The organism is Belnapia sp. AC561 (genome assembly GCF_979252845.1).
Genome location: NZ_CEEDBP010000029.1, coordinates 1 through 17119 on the forward strand (window position 1 = coordinate 1; position 17119 = coordinate 17119).

Here is a 17119-nt window from a genome sequence, read left to right on the forward strand (position 1 = left end):
ACACCTTCACCCCAACCGAGTGCACTAACTACTTTACCGCCGCAGGCTATGACGCAGACTGATAGGAAAACGCTCTAGTCCCGCAGCGTCTGCCGGTCCATCCCGGCCACGCGTGCCGCGGCCTCCCGGCTCAAGCCCTCAAGGGCTGCCGCGATCGCCAGCAGGCGACGCGCCACCCGCAGGTCCCGCTCCGCCTTCGCCAACCGCCGTAGCTCGCCAGGTGGCAAGTCTTCCCGGATCATCAAAACCGGCATGGTCCATCCCCAAATGCCATGCCTGCCGATGAATCACGACCGCCCGCGTCGGCTCAAGCCCCACGAGTCAGATCTTCAGGCGCCGGGTATAAGGCCTAGTTTCAGGCGCCAGACATGGCGGCGCGGAAGGCGATCGCGGTCCAGCATCAGGAGCGGGCGTTCCAGGATGTGCCCTACCTGCCGACTGGCGAGTACTATCGGCCAACTGCCTATCGCAAGACGTTGACTGACTGTGTGGGAATGCCCGCTATGCGGCGACGCGCCGAAGCATGAGGCGTGACATGGCGGCGTGGATCATGGCTTCGCTGGATGCCGGTAACCGCTCGTAGTCGCGTGCCAGACGGCGCGAGCGCGACAGCCAGGCAAAGGTCCTTTCCACCACCCAGCGGCGCGGGATGACCTGGAAGCCCTGCGGCTTCTCTTCCAGGCCGTACCGCCAGAGGTGGCGGTCGCGATGCTTCGGCACCTCGACGCGCCAGCCCCGGTCAGCTTCTAGCCATCGCGCGAAGGTGCCGGCATAGGCGCCGTCCGCCCAGACCAGTTCCAACCGCGGAAGCTCGCTTGGCGCAGCGCGCTTGATGAGGTCTTGGGCGCCGAGCCGGTCATGCAGATCGGCGGCGTGGACATGGGCGAGCAACACGAGACCGGCCGCATCGACGAGAATGTGCCGCTTCCTACCGAAGGTCCGCTTCGCCGCGTCGTAGCCGCGCGCTGGCCCACCGACACCGGTCGCCCGCACGGTTTGGCTGTCGATGATGGCGGCAGACGGCTCCGCATGTCGTCCTTCGGCTTCGCGCGTAAGGGCGCGAAGCCGGTCGTGCAGGCACCGGAGCGTTCCGTCGAGCCGCCAGCGCCGGAAATGCGCGAAGACCGTCGGCCAGGGCGGGAAGGAGGACGGCAACATGCGCCAGGCACAGCCGGAACGGACGAGATAGAAGATGGCCTCGACCATCAGCCGCCGAGGCCACTTGAGCGGCCGTCCTCGCGTCGCCGGCGGCGGGAGCAGAGGCTCCAGCGCTGCCCACTCGGCGTCGGAGAGGTCTGTCGGATACCGGTGCTGACGGGGTTCGCGCATGGCCGCCTCGGCTTGAAAAGCTGAGCCACAGCAACGCATTAGACCGCGATCCGTCTTTCCACACAGTCAGTGAGCGGCGTGTTGAAAGGCCTGTCACACTTGTGGAACGTGAAGAAGGATGCGTGACAACGGATTGCCCACCGCAGATCCCGCGCAGCGGTGAGGACGCTCCGGACAGGAATAGCGCCTGCACCACGAGGTCCAGCACGATCCGAAGCGTCGGCACGCAGCGGACCGTGCAGCCTGCTGACCCCGTCCTTGCATCAGGCGTGGAAGAAGCAGTACTGCCCGGATGAAGACAGACTTATGGCTTGATAGGCGCAGATCATCACCTGCTGCTGAAGGTTTCTCCGGTCGGTACAGGAGATGCCCAACACCAATCGTAGCATCGCCGGCTCAAATCCGATCCGGTCGAGAGGAGCCTATCCGATTCCAAAGTGACGGGTGCGGCGAAGCGGGTGCCGACGCTCTTCCCAAAGATTGACTTGGCCTTTCGCCAGGGCCGCCCGTTAACCAGCCTCACCGCCTCCTGACAGGCTACCGATCCGTTCCGCCGCAAAACGCTCACGCAGCCATGCCGCGGCGGGGCCACAGGACCGGTGTTTGTGCCAGACCAGCTCCAGCGCCACAGGCCAGTCGCCCTTGTCGAACTGGAGGTCCGGCGTAACCAGGTCCGGCGCCGCGGGGGAGGAGGCGATGACGTGATCGGAGACGAAGGCCCAGCCGATCCCGTGTTTCACCATCTCCAGGATGACCCAGTGGCTCTCCACCCACCAGACTTCGCCAGCCACCCGTAGGCGCCGCTTCTCCGGCTCGTCGCTACGGGCGGCCACAAGGATCTGGCGATGACGCTTCAGCTCCTCCCACGCCACCTTCTCCTTCGCCAATGGATGGTCGCGCCCGCAGACAAGCTTGAGGGGCACCCAGCCGATGGTCTGGAACCCCAGCTCGATCGGCAACCCTTCCTGCCGCCACATCACCCCCAGGTCGGCCGCGCCGGACTGCACCATGCGGCTGACGTCTTCCATCAGCGGGAAGAGCAACTCCAATTCGACGAAGGGGAAGTTCCGCGCGAAACTCGCGAAGAGGGCGCCGAGCGCGTGCTCCGGGTAGAGTTCATCGATGGCGACGACGAGGCGGTTCTCGACCTGCTGCTCCAGGCTGCTCGCCACGCCAATCATGTGCTCGCGCCGCTCGAGCACCACGCGGGCCTCCAGCAGGAGGCGCTTGCCCGCCGGGGTAAGTACCGGGCTCCGACCTTGTCGATTGAACAGCTCCAAACCCAGGTCCGTTTCCAAGTTGGCTACCTGGGTACTGACGGCCGATTGCGCCTTTCGCAGCGCGCGAGCGGCAGCGGAGAAGGAACCGGCCTCGGCCGATGCCACGAAGGCCTGAAGCTGGTCTAGGGAGACGGCCATCTATCTGGTTTCCAGATACCTTCCAACTTGCCGGCGGAAGTATCACAGATAGAAGGCAGCGCACCACCCAGCATTCCGGGACAAGTCCATGCGCAGCACACGCGACCGTATCCGCCACGCCATCCTGTTCGAGGTAGTAGGCCTAGCGCTGATTATCCCGCTCGGAACGGTGTTGTTCGGATTGCACCCTTCCGACATGGGCGTCATTGGTGTCGGCAGTGCTTTCGTCGCAACGGCGTGGAACTACGTCTACAATCTCGGCTTCGACCACATGATGCAGCACTGGGCCGGACATACCCGCAAGAGCCTGCTTTTACGGGTGGCGCACGCTGTGCTGTTCGAGGCCGGGTTGCTCGTGATCCTCCTGCCACCCATCGCCTCGTACCTGGGTATCAGCTTCGTCCACGCCTTCGTCATGGATATTGCGATTGCCGCCTTCTACGTGACCTACGCCTTCGGCTTCAACTTGGCCTACGACCGGGTTTTCCCGCTGCAAGGCTGGAGCAAGGTCGCAGCAGAGCCGTCTCGCTGAATGGGCAGCATCCTTGCGTGTCACGCCTTTGCGCCGGAAGGACGGCAGTCTCCGAGCGCTTCGCTCCGGCATGCCGCCCTGGCGCTTGGCATAGCCCGCACAGCGCAGATCATTGTTCCTGTCCTCCTGGCCACAGGCGCCTTGGCTTCGAGCCACCCGCAGTTCCCGCTTGGTTTTCGCCAACGGCCGTAACTTCCAGCCGGATGATCGGTGCCTAAGTGGTCCATCCTCGAATGTCATGACCACCGCGGAATCCTGTCCGGCCGCGTTGGTTCAGGCGCCGGAAGTCAGGCATTCTGCCGCTCGGTATTCCGAGCCTCGAGACTCCGCTATGAACCGATCCGTCTCGGCCTGGGTTGGTGGCTTCGCCGACCGGGCCGGCCGTGACGCATCTGCCCGACCTTCGCTGCGCTGATTGTTGGATCCCGGCGCCACCATGGCGCCTTCGATCAGTGCTCTTGGGATCTCCGCCAGGAAGCGCGACGGCTTGCCGGCCCAGTCGCAGCGCTGCCGCACCCAGCTCAGCTGCAGCGTCCACCGGGCACGGGTGACCCGGCAGCGGCTCCGCTCCGGCTCGAAAGACGACCGCGAGCCACCGAGGACCCGAAGGCGGCACGATTACGCCGCCGGCATATCTGCGCGGATACCGACCATGATCCAGCGAGGGCCATAGCGCTCACCGTCATGAACAGATAAAGAACACGCGGAGCGACCGCATGACCGATCAGATTGTCATTACGGAGAAGACCAGCCAGGCGCAGGATGTCCGCGCCGCCGTCGGTGGCCGTTATGGCGCGATCCTGCCGGCCGAAGGCCACCTCTTTGACCTCGTTGAGCCCGAGGAGGTCTCCGCTGACTGGAAGCGCTGGACGGCAGTCCTGCTGCGGCCGGACGGTCTCTACGGCACCAAGCCAGCTACCGGTGGCAACAAATCCCCCAAACTCAAGGCGATCCGCGACGCGCTGCGCGGCGCTAAGCGCGTTTGGCTGGCGACCGATTGTGACCGCGAGGGGCAACTGATAGGTCAGGAGATCCTGGAGCATTACGGCTATCGTGGCACGGTCATGCGGGTGATCTTCACCGCCCAGGACCCGCAGACGATCCGCAATGCCTTCGCCCAAGCCAAGCCGAATGCCGAGTTCGCCCGCCTTTACGCGGCCGCCGTCGCGCGGCGGCAGGCCGACCAGATCTACAACCTGTCGCTGACCCGCACGGCGACGGTGACGCTGGCCCGCGGCGCACGGACCGTCATCGGCGTCGGGCGTGTAAAGACCCCGACACTGGCCATCGTTAGCAAACGCGAGCTGGAGATCCGCAGCTTCGTCCCGCAGGCATATTTCGAGGTGGTCGCCACCGTCCAGGCCGAAGCCGGGCAGTTGCGGATGCGGTATGCCCCGAAGGAGCGAATCCTCAAGCGCGAAGATGCCGAGGCGATCGCCATAGCCGCCGAGGGCTTCGCCGGGCCGCTTGCCGTGCGGGTTGAGGACAAGCGGCAGGGGCCGCCGCGGCTGCATGATCTACCGTCGTTGCAGAAGCTGTGCGGTTCCCGCTTCGGCTGGTCGGCGGCCCAGACGCTCGAGGTGGCGCAGGAGCTCTATGACGGCCAGGGTAAGAAGATCATCACCTACCCCCGCGCGGAGACCCGCTACCTGCCGGAGAACCTGATTCCAGATGCCCCACTGATCGTCGCCGGCCTGCGGGCCGGCCAGAGTTTCAAGGCGATCCCGGTGCCGGAACCGCCGGTCATCCGCCGCGGCGCCAGCGGCCATTTCCACGACAAGGGCCTGGCCGGGGCGAGCCACCACGCCGTCATCCCGAACGTCAACACGGTGGGCACGCTGCGGGAGGTCTGGCCGCGCCTGTCGGGCGACGAACGTCGGTTGTTCGATGTCATCGCCCGTTCCTACATCGCGGCGATGATGCCGGACTTCCGCTATCGGCAGACCACCGTCACGCTGGATATCCGGGGCCACCTGTTCCGCGCCGCTGGGCGCCAGCCGACCGAGCTCGGCTGGCGCGCCGCCTTCCCGGACTGGCAGCCGGCCGAGGAGAAGGGCGAGGAGGCACAGCTGCTGCCCGCGCTGCGGCATGGCGAGACCGCCACGCTGCGCGACGCCACGGTCGAGGACAAGGAAACCCGGCCGCCGCCACGCTACAACGAGGGCACGCTGATCGAGGCGATGCAGAATGCCTGGCGCTTCGTTGCGGACGAGGCGCTGCAGGAGCGGCTGAAGGAAGCCAAGGGCATCGGCACGCCGGCGACCCGGGCCGAGATCATCCGCGGGCTCAAGACACAGGAGTTCCTCGTCGCGGAGGGTAAGCACATCGTGCCGACCGAGCGCGGCCTAGCGCTGTTCGCCGTGCTGGAGCGGGCCGATCCGGCACTGGTCGACCCCGGCGTGACCGCGCAGATGGAGCGCCTGCTCGACGAAGTGCTGGTCGGGCAGCAGGAGATGGTCGGGGCGATCGACGCCGTCTGCGCTCAAGCCAGCCGCATCATCGACAGGCTGCAGGAAGGCACCGGCACCATCGACGCGGCGCTGCTAGGCGGTGTCGCCAGGGCGGCCAGCCTGGATCGGCCGCCGACGCCGGCGATGAAGGGTTTCGTGGACAGCCTCGCTCGTCAGAAGGGGCTCAAGCCGCCGCGCGGCTACACATCGTCGGGCGCCGCCTGCCGCGCCTTTCTCGACCAGCACGCGCCCAGGAAGGCCGGCGCGCCGGCCGATGCCGGGGGCGGCCGATCATCGCCGGCCCGGAGGACCGTGGCGAACGGACGCCTGCCGGACCGGTGTGCTGTCGATGCGCCGGCAGCCGAGGTCGTGTCGGAGCCAGGCGATGGATATGGCAAGCCGGGCCTGAAGGCGGTTGTCTGGAAACGGAAAGCCGGCGCCGGAAAACCGCGGATGACCCGATCCGGCAAGGCCGTGCCGAAGCTTCGGCCCCCAGATGCATCCAACGGCGATACGCCGCTACGCATCCCTTTCGGCAACAAGGAGGCGGCACTTCAGCTTGGCGCCCGCTATCGCGCCAGCGGCTGGTACGCGCCGGCAGGCGTCGATCTCGCCGGCTTCCGTGAGCGCGGATGGCTATGACGAGTTGTATCGAGACCGGCTTTCCGTGGAGGACATGGCGTGGAACAGCACCTGCACCGCATCGAGATCACGACGCATGGGCGCGGCCTCGTCGACATCACCGATCAGGTTAGCGGCTGGGCAAGGCGGCAGGGATTTGTCATGGGCCTGTTGACCATCTGGTGTCGGCATACTTCGGCATCGCTCATCGTCCAGGAAAATGCGTCGCCTGACGTCAAGGCTGACCTGGAAACTTTTTTCCAACGCCTTGTTTCCGATGGCGGCCGCGGCCGGTACCGGCACGAGGACGAGGGGCCGGACGACATGCCAGCCCATATCCGCGCCGCGCTGACGCAGACCCAGCTCTCGATTCCGGTCGCCGAGGGCCAGATCGTGCTTGGGACCTGGCAGGGGATCTATCTCTGGGAGCACCGGACCAGTACCCGCCGGCGCGAACTGGTGCTGCATCTGCTTGGTGAGCCGGCGCCTGAATAGGTGTTCGCCTTACCGGGATTCGGTCGTCCCGGTGCGGGATCGCCTTGCGGCAGCGATCTGTGCCAGTGTCACCGGTCAGAATCCCAGGCATCGACGCCGACGTCGGTCTGCCGCAGCAGGGGCACCAGGCGGCCATGGCTGTGTCCATGCAGATTGCGCCAACCGCAGCTCATGGTGCGCCAGGTCCGGAACGGGTCGTGACACCGCACCAGGTCACCACCATCCAACTCGATCTCGGCACAGGGTTGGACACTGGTCCACTTGGTCAATCTCGCCGTCGCCGGCGAATCGTTGTTGCCGGTGACAAGGGGCTTGCGGCCGTGCACCGGACGAGCAGTGCCGCCATCGCGGCCTCCGACACACCAAGAGCGAAGTCGCCGAGGTGCCAGATCTCCTCCTCCGGCTCAACGGTCTTGTTTCAGCGGTCCAGCATGGCCGTATCCATCTCCGCTACAGATGCGAAGGGCCGCCGATAAAGGCCCCGTGCTCAGGCATGGCCGACGTGTGTGTCGCTGGTGAAGAAAACCGGCATGGCGCCATTCGATCCGGTCAGCCTCCACGGTGCAATGGGTCAAGCTGCGTCTGAATCGGTGCCGAAAGGGCCGTAGCGGGTGAGCCCGGGGCTGCCGAACTGCCAGTGGAGCGGGTGGTCACATCGTCAGGACACTCTGTACCTTGGGCACCAAGGTTGCCTTCCGGTCAAACCGAATGGAAGGCCCGCATGCCATGTTTGCGGCGAACCCATCGGTCGGCACGCTGCCCGGTGGCCAGCCATGCGCTAACCCGTGAGGCACCTCGGCGAGCCTGGCCTGGATAGGCTTGGCCCCATCAATCGGCGCAGACTATCCTGTGCTCAGAAGGCGCGAACAAGCCTTTGCCTTAACCTGCCCAAGGGAGAACCACATGCCAACGAACCGTCGCCACCTCGCCGGAACCTCCGCCTTCGCCGCGATTGCTGCAATAATCCCAGCCGCGCTGGCCCAGCCGGCAGATGAGGCCGCTGTCACGCAAGCGGTCGAGAAGTTGCGGATTGCCATGATCAGCGCCGACCGAAGCCAGCTCGATGCGCTAACCGCGCCGCAACTCAGCTACGGCCATTCGGCCGGGGTGGTTGAGAGCAAGGCGCAGTTCCTCGACGTCGTGGCCGGCAGGCGGACGGTCTACAAGACCATCACACTCTCCGATCAAACTCTCACCATGTCTGGCGACAATGCGATAGTCCGTCATGTGTTCTCCACCGACTTCGAGAGCGACGGCAAGCCCAGTTCCTCACGGGTTGGCGTCATGCAGGTTTGGCACAGGCAGAGCGGCCAATGGCGGCTCCTGGCACGGCAAGCCTTCAGGATCTGACATCAGCCTTGATCCATAGGCCCTTGCATCTCTGGTACTAGCCGAAAGGGACGGTCCTGGCATGCTCGCGGAGGACATCAATGGTATCCTGCCATTCGATGCCCGCCGCAGCGAAGGATTGGGTGCTGCGGCACTTCGGTCGTTTGGCCAGGCGCCGCGCCAATCGGCGGTGTCGTGCTGCATGGAAAGGGCGACGGCGCTCGATCAGGATAGTGGATAGCCTACCGCGGCCCATCTGAAGGCAAGGGCTTGAGGACGCAGCAAGGGATCTTGTTTGTGACTGCGACCGGTCAGTAGACTTGCCGACCGCTTGCGAACGGGTCCGACTGGAAGCCGGGGCAGCTCTTTGCCGCGCCCCACTTTTTCCCACATGCAGGGCCACGGTGCCCGGGGCCGGTGATGCCAATGCCGGGGGCGAGCCCGACCTGTTGGGACGCCTCCCGCGCAGCATAGGAGATATCACGATTGCCCAAGTACCGCCGACTCGCCGAGCTCCCATCCGTGCCCGTACGGTACTTGTTCGGCGCCACACTGGTGACTGGCGCCTCTGGCCTCCTCGCACCGTTGCGCACACAAGGTCTGGCACCCACCCTTACGATGCGCGGCGGTGACAACAACTACCTGCCCGGCGCGCCGGTGGTGAACCGCATCGGCGGCGGCGGCTACTGGCTGACCGGCACGGTTCGCCGCGCTGGCGACGGTGCGCTGATCCCGCGTGCGCGGGTCCAGGTTTGGGCACATACGACAGAAGGCTAGGAGTGCGGCGCGCACAGCCACGGCGCGATACTGACCGACGCGAATGGTGTATGGATATGCCGCAGATCATACCCGCCTTCGGCCAAGCGCATGCGCACCTCGCCTATCATGCCGCGCACAACGGCAATGGCGTCGAGACTGTCTTCCTTCGCCCGGTAATGCGCAGCGCGCGGGACATCAGCCTGAGTGCGGACTTCGTGCTGCGACGGCTGTGAGGCGGATGCGTTCGGCGCTGATCTGGGCAGCGTTGGCCGCCGCGATGGCCGTACCGGTGGTGGTTGCGGCTCGCAGCCCGCTTCTCGCTTGGCGCGACGGGGTCTACATCGCGGCCGGCTTCGCGGGCGTGGTGGCGCTGGTACTGTTGTTTCTCCAGCCACGACTGTTGGGGTCCTACCTGCCGGGGCTGCGACTGCGGCTCGAGCGGCGGCTGCACGGCTGAGTTGGCGTGGGGATCGCCGCTGCAGTGTTGGTGCATGTGGGCGCGCTGTGAGTGACCAGCCCGCCGGTCGTGGTGGACGCCCTGCTGCTCCAATCCGCGACGGAATGCTCGGCGTGGGGCATGGTCGCAATGTGGGCGGTATTTGCGACCGCTCTCCTCGCCGCACTGCGAGGTCTTTGGAACGCGTCCAGAGCTTGGCTGCAGCCAGCCCAAGGGGAAGGCCCTCCGGCGTCATGACAAGGCTGGAATGCATCAACAAGCCACACTGAGTATGCATCCGCCGTTTGCCATTGCGGTCGCGGCCCGTGGGTGATCGACCGATTGTGCCGAAGGTGTCTGGCTTGGCCCATTTGTAGACGAACTTAGTCGTGTCCTGGACGACCAGAATCGGGCCGTCCGTTGCCGCAACACAGGCGGCCGTGGCAGCGAAGTGGCCTGAAAAGACAGCATCCTCGCCGAAGCGATCGTTCGAGAAGAAGCGGTAGGCCGCCTTGTTCCCTGCCCAGTCCTGGCAGGCAAGTGGCAATGGCTGGCCGATGGCATCGCCCATCCGCTGCAAGAGCAGCTGCACAAGGTCGAATGTGTGAACGGTACCTCAAGGAGGCGACCGACAGTCCCTACGGCGCTGGACTGCATCACGGTGATACAGCCCAGCTTTTCGTAAAAAATATAGTACGCGCGGCACCAGTTTACTTAGTACCGACGCAAGCCGTTGCTAGTTGCGCGCACCCAGGTTGGGGCTCAGGGTCCAGCCGGGTGTAATCGTAAGAGTGCTGTTCTGGCAGACATCCACGCGGCGGCGAGCTTCCATGGCACCGCCTTCAAACACGATCTGCACATCGGCGCGGCAGTCACCGATATAGTTCACTGCGACTTGACGACCCGTCTCGATAACGTCTGTCCCGAGGAGGTCCGAACCCCACTCCGCCTCCGTGCTGGTCGAAATCAAGACCTGTTCAATGGTACGAGGCGAACGGTTGCTCACCACCACCCGGTGCGCGGAACCAGGCGCCGTAGCTGCAGGGGGGAGCGGCTTGCGGTCCTGTGCCACTGCCGGTGTCGCTAGTCCCATTAGGAATGAGAGGGCGAGTAAGTATTGTGGGAAGCGCAAATGCATCTGAGAGCCTTAGAGTCTGACTGTGAAGGATATCGCAACGGATTTGGCTGGTCGGGTAGATGGTGACCACAACGGTTGTCGAGACCGAGTTGGACGGAAAGCCCGATGTGGACCCGACCACCCGCATCTTTCATAAACGAGATGGCCTGTGCTTCGCCAATGACGTGACCGATGCCAGGTGTCGGCGACTTCGATGGTACGTCCTGCTGTGCGGGCCCCTTCCCTGGTCGTGCGCTGAGACACACAAGCAGGTCCGCACCTGTCACTCGCCGGTCATCAATCAGTTATTCGATCGCCCGATAAATACGGCCAAGGCTGAGTGGCCATTCGCTATCCCGGGCTATGGGACATGGCGAGGACTCACTGCAAGCTATCTGCGCCGACAGCCGCGGTCGGCGTCCGCCCCAGTGCCTGCGCCAGATCCGCCTGCCTGCGGCTAATCCGTTCAGCCGCCATCATCGCCGAGAGCCGTGGATTACTGCGAAACTTCAGGATCTCGGTGAGATGCCGTGGACGCCAAGTGGAATCCATCGTTGCGGTGGTCGATGACAAGCCGCGCCCCGTGATGGGTCAGCCCAAACCTCGGCCCGTAGTTGCGTACCACCTCAAGCCAGGTACCGCGTGTAAACGGCATCAGCCTACGGGCGGCGACTGGGGGTTGTGGACCAACGGGGTCCAGGCAGCTTTCATTTCAAACCATAGCGAGCAACAGGGAGGGATCAGCCTGCACCGCCGGCCGTCTGCATCGCGCGCCATGTCCAGCTGCCATGGAACCCGCCGCCACAAGGCGTCCGCCCGGATGCAGGGAACGCATCACCACGCTCCAAAACGGTACTCTGCGCAGTTCCGCCGATTCTGCCAGCAGGGTCGGCGAATCCCTGCTGGGGCTCAGCCGCCCAGCTCGGCTCGGACCAATGCGGCGCCATCCACCATGGCCTTCATCTTGCCGAAGGCGACATTCCGCGGCAGATACTTCAAGCCGCAATCCGGCGCCACGATCACCTTGTCCACATCCACATGCGGCAAGGCGCGCCGGATGCGCTGCGCCACCACTTCAGGTGTCTCAATCGCCATATCCGACAGATCGAGCACGCCGAGGATGATGGTCTTGCCGCGCAGCTTCTCCAGCACCGAGGTATCGAGCGAGCTCTGCGCCGTCTCGATCGAGATCTGCTGCACATGGCAGTTGCACAGCTCGGGCAGGAACGAGTACCCGGCAGGACGGGCATGGATCACTGCAGCGTAGCCGAAGCAGATATGCAACGCCGTACGACCCTCGAGGCCTTCGAGCGCGCGGTTCACGACCCGAAGGCCGTAGTCGCGCGCCTTGTCCGGCTGCGCCTGCATGTAGGGCTCGTCGATCTGCACCACATCGGCACCGGCGGCGAAGAGGTCGCGGATCTCGGCATTCACCGCCTCCGCATAGTCCATCGCCATCTCTTCTTCGGACTTGTAGAAGTCGTTCTGCGCCTGCTGCGCCATGGTGAAGGGGCCGGGCACGGTGATCTTGATCATCCGGTCGGTATTGGCGCGCAGGAATTTCACGTCGCGCACCTCAACCGGATGGCGCCGCCGAATGCGGCCTACCACCCGTGGCACCGGGTTCGGGTGACCGCTGCGGTCCAGCGCTGTGCCGGGATTGTCCAGGTCCACGCCGTCGAGCCCGGTTGCGAAGCGATTAGAATAGCTTTCGCGCCGCATCTCGCCATCCGTGATGATGTCGAGCCCGGCCTCTTCCTGCGCCCGGATGGCGAGGAGAGTTGCGTCGTCCTGCGCCTGATCGAGGTACTCGGGCGAAATGCGCCATAGCTCCTTCGCTCGAACCCTCGGAGGGAATCGGCCGGCGAGCTTCTCACGGTCGATTAGCCAATCCGGCTGCGGATAGGACCCGACCAGCGACGTGGGCAAAAGCTTATGCATCGGGTGTCTCCGTTGGGCGGGAGGCTCCGTGCCCTTGCCTCCATTATGGGCCGGAAGGCTTCGCCGAGGCATCGCTCACTGTCAACACCGCAGTTTCAGCCGAGCGTCCGTGAGGCCTGACGTGGGAAGCCGCCATCCGCTGGTCCTGCGGCGCTAATGGCCTTGTGCCACGTCTGGCCCAGCGGCGGGTGATCTTGTTCTTCTGACCGATACGGGCTTCGTCTGCGAACCAAACTCTACCGCATCGAGGCCGATGCCCTGGTCGGTCGCAATGCCTGCTAGCGTGGTGGAGAGTTTTTTTGAATGTCTCGATGGCCTGTGGCGCCTGGGCGTGGTGCTTCAGCCGCGCCGAAAGCTTGCGCAAGTCCATGGCGTGCAGCTCGCTGCTCAAGGTCTGCTTGAACACCGGAACCCGGAACATCTTCCACAGCCATTGGCCCAGATCGCACAGCCGCCACCGAACAACGCCATGAACTGCAGGAATGGGGCCGCTTTCGATGATCGCCACCAGCCCCTCGCGGTGAGCCTGGGTGAGCAACCGCGGCTGGCCCGGCGGCTTGCGGTCGATCATACCCCGCGGGCCTGGGCGTTGAAACGCAACACCCAGTCACGGACGATCTGCAGAGTGACGTCACCGAGCTGCGCTGCCTCGCTACGTGCGCCGCCATCGTGGATCACCGCCAACGCCAACAACCGCCTTGCCTGCGAGGCGTCTTTGGAATGCCGTGCCAATGCACGCAGCCGTGCGCCGGTGAAGTCCGATTGAAGGGGCGATGGCTCTGGCCAGGGTGAAGCTCCAATGCTCACCAGCTTGAATTAGATCAGACCCGCGCCGGGGAATCCCCTTTTTGAGTCAAGGCTTGAGAGACTTGCTATGACCTGCTGTTCTGGCCAGCCAGTAATCGAAGCCAACGACAGAAAAGGTGACGCCACAGTGGTAGGGCGTAGGTAAGCCAATACGCCGCGCTGACCCCGTATTGTTGGTATCATTCGCCCTCACAGTCGCGGCATGAGTTGGAACGTCCGGCCGTTCGCCGCACAACCTGCACCAACTGTGGATCGAGCCACGGTGCCCGACGGCCCTCTAGGATGTTTGCCAGGCGCACGGCGAGAGTGAACTGGCCAGCTGCCAAGCGCCGTGCTTCAACTCAGCGGAAGTCCCGATTGGATTGCCTTGTGCCATCGTGTCGGCTTGCAGCGGAATTCAGGCGTGCAGGCCGTCGAGCCAGATCTGATCGCAGGCCATCGTCAGCGCGATGGAATCCGTCATTGCCACTTGATCGAAGCCGCTTTCCTGTCGCTCTGGAGTCAAGAGGCGACGCGCGAGCGCTTCGAACTCGGCAGGATCCGGCAGGATAACCCCGAGTGCAGCAAGGTCGGACGAGATGGGCAGCGCGTCCCGATCCATATATCGGTTCGATAGCTCGACGCGTTCCGCGAATGCCTCAGCGATACGCACCATGATGATCCGTGTCGCGTAAGGTGGTTGTCCGGCCGGATTGATCGCAACGGTGCCGCACATGACACCGATCAACACGCTGCCCGGTGGAGATGGACGAAAGAGACTGCAGAATACCGGAGCGACATTCGGGCCCGGTGCTCGCAGCTCGAGGCTCAATGCCGCACCGTAAATTCCCACGGTCCCGCTCGCATAGACCCGGCCTATCGGTAGGCGCTGCGAATAGGTGGCGGTCATCCTTTCAGAACCTCGCGGCGCGGATTCGATCACGAGCGTCGCCCTGACAAGGTGGCCGTGGAAGTAGGGCGACTGGGCGTGCGAATAAGCCGCATAAACTCCGCAAAGAAAATTATCGGTCACCCCATGAGATGTTACGTCCGCAGCCCCGCGATTGATGCCCGCCTGCTCCACAAGTGCCGAAGCCTCAACCCGGTAGAATAGCGCCAGAGCCTCGACGAACTGGTCGATGGGCGACGACACGAGCCACGATACGGAAACCGTCGCCAAGCCGAGCAGCGCGAGCCAATCGGCGTAAACGCGCGATGAGCGTGGCAAGGAGCGGCCTTGCATCCACTTGTAGGACCGCTCGAGATCGAAATCAGTCTGCGGATTGACGCGACGAAAGGCTGCGCAGAGGTCTTTCTGGCTGTTACAGCCAAGCACAACGGCCGTCAGTCTTAATTTTTCCGGAAACCATCGGACAGATGTTTCAAGCATATCTCCTCACAGCGCTTCTTTAAGAGCAATGTTCATTGCTGTAAATGAAATATTTCATGAAATTTAGTTTCCTCCAGCATTCGTTGTTTCGAAGATATTTTTCCTGCATCTGTACAGCTACGGCGCAGCCATCGGTATGGATGCAGCTATCACTTTCCTTTAAAATTGACGGCCCTCGGTGCCGACTCAGCATGTCTGAGATGGGGACCATGTAAAATCACGTAAGCCGGATCAGCTAGGCAGGGCGGATCAGGCGGTTCCGGTCCAGCCAACTTCTCAACCCGGCAGTAGCGGGAGAGTATCGGCCACAGCATCCTCAGTGAAAAACGTAGTCTCCGGCGGCCAGTTTGGTGACGCCGGGCGCAAAGAATGTCTCGACGTCTCCGTGCTCGGCTGTCACCCGCAGCACGCCCTGGCCGATGAGGGCCAGCTTCGCTCCCGCCCCATACCCATAGAGGTCGAGCACGTCGCCGCCCCTGGAACCCATGCCCCTGAGATTGAGGTAGGTGTCGCCATCCACCTCGCCGTGCCGCAGGATCAAGGAGAAGGCCGTGTGGCCGGCGCCGAGATCGATGCGATCCGCGCCAGCTCCACCGTCGACACTGCCGGTCTTCACGCCGGTGAAGCTGGCCACATCCTGTCCCGCACCGAGCGTCACCGCCACATTCGTCCACGAGGCGCCGGCCTGCACGCTGACCTGATCGTCACCCGCGCCGGTATTGATCACGAAGCGGTTGCTGGCATCGGCCGTGGTGCCAGACTGCACCGCGGACTTCACCGTGACGACATCGTTCCCGCCACCCGTCGTGACCACGCCACGCTTGATGCCGTCCAGGGCGATGGAGGAGTTCCCCGTGCCGCCCAGGATCGCATCGGCATGCACGAAGCCCTCGAACCTGTAGTTGCCTCCCGCTGCGTTCTCCAGATGCACGGTCTTCAACGTGTTCCAGCTTTCGACGACATGCAGTGTCGTCACCTGTTGCGTATCGGTCGAGACAGCCACATGCGCCGGCGTCGCAAGCCCGGCCACACCGAGTTTGCTGATATCGATCGTGCCGCCGCCTTCCGGCAGCACGGCCGATTTGGCGACACTCATGTCGTAGGCCCAGTTCGTGTCCTGGTTCGCGAACCATGCCAGCACCGGTGGCGGCACACTCGGCACCGGCGTGAGGGGGGGTGGCGTCCCACCCGGGCCGGGTGTCGGTCCCGGCGGCGGCGGGACTGCCATCGGCGTGATCGAGAGGATCAGCGGATGGTCCGGGACGCTGAGCTGGATGTGGGTCTGCCCCTGCCAGCTTTGGACCGCCGTGGTGCCGAGCAGCGGGTCGTAGGCGATGACGGTGGCGGGGGCCGCCAGGTCGACCGTCACCGCGGCCGGAGGTCCGACCAACGCCGTTTGCGTGCCGGTATTCCACAGATTGGTTTCGTTCCAGAGCGCGAGCGAGAAACTGCCATCGCTTTTTCCGAGCAACAGTTGATGCCCGGTTGCGGCTGGTAGGCCGCCGACCGAAAGCCCCAACGTGCCCGGCACGAAGCCTGGCTTCGCTCCGGGATCGGCGAGCAGGGTGGTCAGGTTGTGCAAGGCCACGGCAGCGGGCTTTGCTGTACCGTCGTAGCGGAACAGGCCGAAATGCTGCTCGCGGTCGAGCCCGGTCGGGTCGGAGTGCTCGTCCAGCAGCTCATAGAGATAGGTATGGTCGACGCCGGCATTCCAGGCGTCGAGCACGTAGTCGAGCGTGTACTTGGCCTGTACCAGTTCCGAGACGCTGCCATTGACGCCGGATTGCGGCAGGGTCGAATAGCCGCCTTCGGTGATGACGACGGGCTGCCCCGGCGCGGAGCGCGCGGCAGCGGCGAGGCCTGCGGTGATCGCCGCTGCTGGCGGCGCACCGCCCGGCGGGTAGATATGCGCCGCGCCGGCATCCGTATAGGGCGCCATGTCACCATAGGCGGCATATCCGTCCGGCCGGGCCAGGGTAAAATTCAGCACCGGCGTAGTCTTGCCGTTGCCGTTCAGCACGCTGCTGTTGTGGATATCGTTGTAAAGCTGTCGCATCTCGGCGGTTGCCGCGCTGACGCCGGTCATCCCGTTGAAGATGGCGGGCCAGTTGTCGACCTCATTCGGGCCTTCGACCGATTCGATGGAAGCTGCATGAGCTTTGATGCGGCTGATCTCTCCCGCATAATCGACATGGGTGCCGGTGCCCATATAGACATCGAAGCGGATATTCATCGCCGCCAATGCCTCGACCTCGGGCATGTAGTAGTCGTAGGCAAACGTATCGCGGACGTGAAGCAGGCCGAGATAGCCGAGTGCGGACTTGACCAAGTCAAAACGGTTATAAGCGTCGTCAGCCATACCGACGAAGCTATTGTAGCCGAGATGGATATTGACGCCGATGGAATCGACGAAATTCGCTGCACTTGTCGGGCTCTGTGAAGCCTGGGGCATGGTCTGCTCCATTACTGGGATGAACGGGACGGCTCCGGGCGACACCGCAATGGAATCAACTTCT

Annotated in this window: 15 protein-coding genes and 2 pseudogenes; 7 read left to right on the forward strand and 10 right to left on the reverse strand. The window is 64.1% G+C overall.

What is annotated here, in order from left to right:
* Positions 1 to 77: 77 nt before the first annotated feature.
* The 3 genes and pseudogenes from AC0IW9_RS20880 to AC0IW9_RS20890 form a co-directional block, all read right to left on the reverse strand.
* Positions 78 to 254: pseudogene (locus AC0IW9_RS20880) on the reverse strand (IS630 family transposase); the annotation flags it as partial.
* Positions 255 to 501: 247 nt separating this feature from the next.
* Positions 502 to 1329 (reverse strand): IS5 family transposase, encoded by an 828-nt coding sequence (locus tag AC0IW9_RS20885; protein ID WP_471650234.1) that lies wholly within the window; start codon positions 1327 to 1329, stop codon positions 502 to 504.
* Between the two features lie 509 nt (positions 1330 to 1838).
* A complete protein-coding gene (locus AC0IW9_RS20890) occupies positions 1839 to 2747 on the reverse strand; it encodes a LysR family transcriptional regulator (RefSeq protein ID WP_471650235.1) in 909 nt (302 codons plus the stop codon).
* Positions 2748 to 2835: 88 nt separating this feature from the next.
* Here AC0IW9_RS20890 and AC0IW9_RS20895 point away from each other — a divergent pair, with 88 nt between their 5' ends.
* The 3 genes from AC0IW9_RS20895 to AC0IW9_RS20905 all read left to right on the forward strand — a co-directional run bounded on the left by AC0IW9_RS20895 (position 2836) and on the right by AC0IW9_RS20905 (position 6845).
* Positions 2836 to 3279, forward strand: a complete 444-nt coding sequence (locus AC0IW9_RS20895) for a PACE efflux transporter (protein WP_471650236.1) — start codon at positions 2836 to 2838, stop codon at positions 3277 to 3279.
* Positions 3280 to 3995: 716 nt separating this feature from the next.
* Positions 3996 to 6371 (forward strand): type IA DNA topoisomerase, encoded by a 2376-nt coding sequence (locus AC0IW9_RS20900; protein WP_471650237.1) that lies wholly within the window; start codon positions 3996 to 3998, stop codon positions 6369 to 6371.
* Between the two features lie 39 nt (positions 6372 to 6410).
* Positions 6411 to 6845: a secondary thiamine-phosphate synthase enzyme YjbQ gene (locus AC0IW9_RS20905; protein ID WP_471650238.1), complete on the forward strand. Its 435-nt coding sequence runs from the start codon at positions 6411 to 6413 to the stop codon at positions 6843 to 6845.
* A 68-nt stretch (positions 6846 to 6913) separates the two neighbouring features.
* On the opposite strand, the gene AC0IW9_RS20910 is transcribed toward AC0IW9_RS20905, so the two are convergent.
* Entirely contained in the window at positions 6914 to 7171 is a 258-nt protein-coding gene (locus AC0IW9_RS20910) for a hypothetical protein (RefSeq protein ID WP_471650239.1), read from the reverse strand.
* A 577-nt stretch (positions 7172 to 7748) separates the two neighbouring features.
* Here AC0IW9_RS20910 and AC0IW9_RS20915 point away from each other — a divergent pair.
* From AC0IW9_RS20915 to AC0IW9_RS20930, 4 genes are all read left to right on the forward strand, one after another.
* Positions 7749 to 8195: a nuclear transport factor 2 family protein gene (locus AC0IW9_RS20915; RefSeq protein WP_471650240.1), complete on the forward strand. Its 447-nt coding sequence runs from the start codon at positions 7749 to 7751 to the stop codon at positions 8193 to 8195.
* Between the two features lie 465 nt (positions 8196 to 8660).
* Positions 8661 to 8951 (forward strand): hypothetical protein, encoded by a 291-nt coding sequence (locus tag AC0IW9_RS20920; protein ID WP_471650241.1) that lies wholly within the window; start codon positions 8661 to 8663, stop codon positions 8949 to 8951.
* Between the two features lie 56 nt (positions 8952 to 9007).
* Positions 9008 to 9166: a hypothetical protein gene (locus AC0IW9_RS20925; protein WP_471650292.1), complete on the forward strand. Its 159-nt coding sequence runs from the start codon at positions 9008 to 9010 to the stop codon at positions 9164 to 9166.
* A gap of 5 nt (positions 9167 to 9171) precedes the next feature.
* Entirely contained in the window at positions 9172 to 9390 is a 219-nt protein-coding gene (locus AC0IW9_RS20930) for a hypothetical protein (RefSeq protein WP_471650293.1), read from the forward strand.
* A 472-nt stretch (positions 9391 to 9862) separates the two neighbouring features.
* Here AC0IW9_RS20930 and AC0IW9_RS20935 read toward each other — a convergent pair.
* The 6 genes and pseudogenes from AC0IW9_RS20935 to AC0IW9_RS20960 form a co-directional block, all read right to left on the reverse strand.
* A pseudogene (locus AC0IW9_RS20935) lies at positions 9863 to 9940 on the reverse strand (transposase DNA-binding-containing protein); the annotation flags it as partial.
* A 165-nt stretch (positions 9941 to 10105) separates the two neighbouring features.
* Positions 10106 to 10375 carry a hypothetical protein gene (locus AC0IW9_RS20940; protein WP_471650242.1) on the reverse strand — a complete coding sequence of 90 codons (270 nt, stop codon included), beginning with the start codon at positions 10373 to 10375 and terminating at the stop codon, positions 10106 to 10108.
* Positions 10376 to 11395: 1020 nt separating this feature from the next.
* On the reverse strand, positions 11396 to 12427 hold the full coding sequence (locus AC0IW9_RS20945; RefSeq protein WP_471650243.1) for a uroporphyrinogen decarboxylase family protein: 1032 nt from the start codon (positions 12425 to 12427) through the stop codon (positions 11396 to 11398).
* A 43-nt stretch (positions 12428 to 12470) separates the two neighbouring features.
* Positions 12471 to 12998 carry a winged helix-turn-helix domain-containing protein gene (locus tag AC0IW9_RS20950; RefSeq protein ID WP_471650244.1) on the reverse strand — a complete coding sequence of 176 codons (528 nt, stop codon included), beginning with the start codon at positions 12996 to 12998 and terminating at the stop codon, positions 12471 to 12473.
* A 633-nt stretch (positions 12999 to 13631) separates the two neighbouring features.
* A complete protein-coding gene (locus AC0IW9_RS20955) occupies positions 13632 to 14603 on the reverse strand; it encodes a hypothetical protein (RefSeq protein WP_471650245.1) in 972 nt (323 codons plus the stop codon).
* A gap of 316 nt (positions 14604 to 14919) precedes the next feature.
* On the reverse strand, positions 14920 to 17055 hold the full coding sequence (locus AC0IW9_RS20960; protein ID WP_471650246.1) for a hypothetical protein: 2136 nt from the start codon (positions 17053 to 17055) through the stop codon (positions 14920 to 14922).
* Positions 17056 to 17119: the final 64 nt, after the last annotated feature.

What these genes read in the sequence shown, in the direction of transcription:
- AC0IW9_RS20900 (WP_471650237.1), top strand. Translation starts at nt 3,996, where the DNA reads ATGACCGATCAGATTGTCATTACGGAGAAGACCAGCCAGGCGCAGGAT.
- AC0IW9_RS20895 (WP_471650236.1), top strand. Translation starts at nt 2,836, where the DNA reads ATGCGCAGCACACGCGACCGTATCCGCCACGCCATCCTGTTCGAGGTA.
- AC0IW9_RS20945 (WP_471650243.1), bottom strand. Translation starts at nt 12,427, where the DNA reads ATGCATAAGCTTTTGCCCACGTCGCTGGTCGGGTCCTATCCGCAGCCG.
- AC0IW9_RS20960 (WP_471650246.1), bottom strand. Translation starts at nt 17,055, where the DNA reads ATGCCCCAGGCTTCACAGAGCCCGACAAGTGCAGCGAATTTCGTCGAT.
- AC0IW9_RS20930 (WP_471650293.1), top strand. Translation starts at nt 9,172, where the DNA reads ATGCGTTCGGCGCTGATCTGGGCAGCGTTGGCCGCCGCGATGGCCGTA.
- AC0IW9_RS20885 (WP_471650234.1), bottom strand. Translation starts at nt 1,329, where the DNA reads ATGCGCGAACCCCGTCAGCACCGGTATCCGACAGACCTCTCCGACGCC.
- AC0IW9_RS20925 (WP_471650292.1), top strand. Translation starts at nt 9,008, where the DNA reads ATGCCGCAGATCATACCCGCCTTCGGCCAAGCGCATGCGCACCTCGCC.
- AC0IW9_RS20955 (WP_471650245.1), bottom strand. Translation starts at nt 14,603, where the DNA reads ATGCTTGAAACATCTGTCCGATGGTTTCCGGAAAAATTAAGACTGACG.
- AC0IW9_RS20890 (WP_471650235.1), bottom strand. Translation starts at nt 2,747, where the DNA reads ATGGCCGTCTCCCTAGACCAGCTTCAGGCCTTCGTGGCATCGGCCGAG.
- AC0IW9_RS20950 (WP_471650244.1), bottom strand. Translation starts at nt 12,998, where the DNA reads ATGATCGACCGCAAGCCGCCGGGCCAGCCGCGGTTGCTCACCCAGGCT.
- AC0IW9_RS20915 (WP_471650240.1), top strand. Translation starts at nt 7,749, where the DNA reads ATGCCAACGAACCGTCGCCACCTCGCCGGAACCTCCGCCTTCGCCGCG.